We start from the raw sequence: 304 nt of genomic DNA, 5'->3' as shown, positions 1-304 counted from the left end.
AGGGCTGTCCATCACTGGCAACACCCTTGCTCATACTTTCTAATAAATGAGCATGTGAAATGGTCATTGAACTCTATCCTTTAAAATGTGCATTTTACGTGTGGCTAGCCCCGTAAAATCGATATTCTTTGAGATAAAGATAACAATAATCACGAGGTAGGTATCTATTCTAATAGTGGTTATGACTAGGTCATCACGCATTGCTTTTTGAGTTTGTTGGTTAAGTTCAAAATCCAACATCTTTGTGCTCACGACTACTTGATCATTCATTGATAAATTTGATGAAAACTGCGTATTAATCAAT

At 35.9% G+C, this 304-nt stretch carries 1 protein-coding gene; it reads right to left on the bottom strand.

Going from position 1 to position 304, the window contains the following annotated elements; translation table 11 throughout:
* Window positions 1–63 precede the first annotated feature (63 nt).
* On the bottom strand, window positions 64–304 hold a 241-nt coding region (locus tag AB4585_RS27475), incomplete at its 5' end, for a hypothetical protein (protein WP_372171917.1).

This window comes from Vibrio sp. 10N.222.49.C9 (genome assembly GCF_041474985.1).
GTDB classification, from domain to species: Bacteria; Pseudomonadota; Gammaproteobacteria; order Enterobacterales; family Vibrionaceae; genus Vibrio; species Vibrio crassostreae_C.
The sequence above is the reverse complement of the archived record's forward strand: the minus strand, read 5'-3'. Positions and strand labels throughout refer to the sequence as shown.